This window comes from uncultured Empedobacter sp. (genome assembly GCF_937930195.1).
Classification (GTDB): Bacteria; Bacteroidota; Bacteroidia; order Flavobacteriales; family Weeksellaceae; genus Empedobacter; species Empedobacter stercoris.
The window spans coordinates 1-3,272 of sequence record NZ_CALGVK010000070.1 but is presented as its reverse complement, the minus strand read 5'-3'; the positions used below and the strand labels follow the sequence as shown (position 1 = coordinate 3,272).

Sequence of the window (3,272 nt, the reverse complement as noted above, 5' to 3'; positions counted from 1 at the left end):
CGTCAGTTCGAGCTTGTCGAGACCTCGTTAACTTCTCGATACGCTTCATTGCATTGCGCTATTCGAAGTGAAGGGATTTTAGTCAAAGGTGGAAAGTCTCAAAGTTAAAAGTCTGAAACCTGTATTCTGAAACCTGTATTCTAAAATCTCTCCCCTACAAACTAAAACGATATTTTGCTCCAATAGTAACGTATCGATCCATTAAACGATAAGATCTGGTGCTGTATCCAATATCGCTGACATTAAACGTGGTAAATTCCTTTTTATTGAACAAATTGTTCCCTTTTAAAAACACCGTCCATTTGTCGCCTTTTAATTTATACGAAGCTTCAAGATCTAAAAACCAATGACTTCTCTGATTTGTAGGTAAGCTGCCAAAATAATAATGCTCTACTATAGCTTTGGCATCCAAATGCTCTCCTATTTTATAGAAAATATCTAAGAAAGAAGTTCCGTTGGTAAAATCACTTTCAAAATTTGGAGCTTTTACTTTTGTAAACGACCATTCGGTTCCGATATGAAAATTGAGTGCAGTTTTAAAATTTGTTCGCCATTCCCAAGTAATATTTTTATTGATGGAATGATTCTTTCTCAGGTCCGAATCATTGATTTCATTGAAATACGTACTATAAGAATAATTCGCATTCAATTTGGTATTTGATTTCCATTTTCTAATATAAAAACTTGAATTGTAATTTACAGAAATACGATCTCCTCCTTTAATGAATATGCTTTCAGAAAGCGAACTGTATTGTTCTAAACTACTGCGAGAACTCAATGCTTTATTTTGTTGCGAATAATTAACGCCTAATGAAAAACTGTATCTGTTTAAGTAATGACGAATGTGATATCTAATACCTGAATTTTGATAATTGGTCAATGCAAATGTGCCCAAACCTTTCCTAAAACTACGCGAACTCGACAACAAATAGGTATCGTTTACTTCGGTAATACCCGTAGTGCTAAAATTATACGAGTAATTTCCAGAAAGCATTTGTGTAGGCGTAATTTCCCACGAAACATTTGCCGATGGATTGATATAAAAAGGCGTATTGGTTTGATTGCTTTGGGTACTTTTCCATTCGTTATACAATTGATGTGCATCGGCTCTTAAACTGATTTTCCACGAATGAATATCCCATGTATATGCTCCGTTGGCGTACAAATCGCCCAAGATATACTTGACATTGGACTGAAAATCTTGGGGTTGAAAACTTACATGTTCTTCAAACAATCGAAACTGACTATTGATTTTTTCTGAATGATGCAAATACCCGACTTGAAACGAAACTAAATTTCCTTTTTTCTGTTTCAGTTTGAAATCAGCTTCTACACCACCAAATGTTTTTTGATTAGCAAACGTATTATCTAAAGCAGTAGGTGAATTGGGAAACAAATCGCCCATTAAATAATCATTGATTTGATAATACTGAGGCAAATCGTTACTAAAAAAACGAGATTTTATCAGCACTACATTTTTCTCTTTCCATTTGTGCGTGTACGTTACTTTCTGATCAAAGAACGAATTTTTGGTATCTAAAGACTCTAAAGTGTTGATCTCATTAAATGTTAAATCGTTTCTACTTAATGTATTTCCTTGATTGTACACCGAACTGAATTGCAGCATTTGAGTAGCGCTGATGTCGTAGGTACCAAAAATATTAAGGTAGCCTTTTTTTAAGGCACTTTTGTAGGCTGTATTTTCTAAATTTTGAAACGAAGTTTCTCCTACATTTACCGAGCTGAATGACTGGTTGAAGGCATAATTTTCATCGAAACCCAGAAAACCAGTAAACTTCATTTTCAATTTCTTCGTTACAGGAACAATGGTGCTTAATGAAATATGTTCGGCATTGTTGATACGTGTTCTATAATCTTTTAACTGCCCTGGTCCTCCACTACTCAAGCCCATCAATGGATAGGAGTTTGAACCACGAACACTTTCCATTTCGTAGTTGTTATAAAACATATCGTCTAATGAACCCACTCGATTGATTCCTAAATTATTCAAACCCGTAGTGAGAAAGTTTTTGTATTTCTTACTAAAATTCATCAGGTTACCCGAAACATCATATCGATTGGCAGATGCTAAACCATAAGACGCAAAAACATCTCCAAACCAAATGTTTTGGTATGCCTCATCGATAGTAAGATTTAAAGCCACTTTATCGGAATCTTCAACTCCTTTCAGCATTTTATTGTGAGAATATTTTCGCAACACTTCTACCTTATCTAAAGGTTTGTTGGGCATATTTTTGGTAAGAATAGCATAGCCACGATTGAAAAAATCATCGCCATCTACCATTACTTTTTCTATTTCTTTGTCTTCAAATTTTATTCTTCCGTCTTTTTCTACGGTAATCCCCGGAATATTTTTCAATAAATCTTCCACCACTTGTTCGCTCCCAGTGGTAAATGCTTTGGCATCAAATACCAACGTATCACCGCGTTGCTTGATGGGATTTTCAATTTCGATAACAATATCTTGCAATACCTCAGCCGAACTTTCTAAAATGAAATCGACTTGATATTCTTTTTGATCTTTGGTAACTGTTAAGGTTTGTTGTTGTTTTACATAACTCATTTTGTTGACTTCTATTACCAACTCGCCTTCGGCTTCAATGCCAATTTTGTAAGTTCCTTTGGTATCGGTAAAACCAAAATGCAGAATATTACCCTCTGTATCTTTCACCAATACAGAAGTATTCGGTAAAGTTTCCTCAAATTCGTTGTACACTGTACCTAAGCAATAGGTTTGCGCTTGTGCTAAATAAGAGAACACCAACAAAATAAAGACGTAAAAATGTTTTAGTTTATGCATAAGTAGCAGGTGAGTTATTGCAAAAAAACAGCAAGTGATTTGCTGTTTTTTATTATCTTTTATTAAATGAAATTATCCCCAAATTACAGTAACATCATCTTCTGTAAACTTAACATTTCCATTTACTAAATCTTTAACAAATTGATCTTTATACTTCCCACAATCATCCCAAGTTAAATCACCTCCTCTACCAGGAATAGTAGCTTCAGAACCATCTCTGTTTATAGTCTTCACATACACAGTACAAGGACGTTTCTTTTCTTCAACCTCTTCAATATGGGTTATTAAATATTTGCTATTACAGTCTTCCTTTAATTCATCCAAAATGTTCAATTCTACAGAAATTTTATTTGCTGCTATAGACACATTAAATGTAAGACACATTAATGCTACACTCGTATAAATTTTATTTTTCATAATTATTATAATTTAAATCAATATTTTCCCATTC

At 33.9% G+C, this 3,272-nt stretch carries 2 protein-coding genes; both read right to left on the bottom strand.

Annotation, left to right across the window (positions count from 1 at the left end):
* Positions 1 to 154: 154 nt before the first annotated feature.
* Positions 155 to 2,821 carry a TonB-dependent receptor gene (locus Q0616_RS04280; protein ID WP_298775390.1) on the bottom strand — a complete coding sequence of 889 codons (2,667 nt, stop codon included), beginning with the start codon at positions 2,819 to 2,821 and terminating at the stop codon, positions 155 to 157.
* Positions 2,822 to 2,893: 72 nt separating this feature from the next.
* Positions 2,894 to 3,187, bottom strand: a complete 294-nt coding sequence (locus Q0616_RS04275; protein ID WP_298775388.1) for a hypothetical protein — start codon at positions 3,185 to 3,187, stop codon at positions 2,894 to 2,896.
* Positions 3,188 to 3,272: the final 85 nt, after the last annotated feature.

Bases quoted from the DNA above. Each gene is read 5' to 3' on its own strand.
- Q0616_RS04280 (WP_298775390.1), bottom strand. From the start codon at position 2,821: ATGCATAAACTAAAACATTTTTACGTCTTTATTTTGTTGGTGTTCTCT.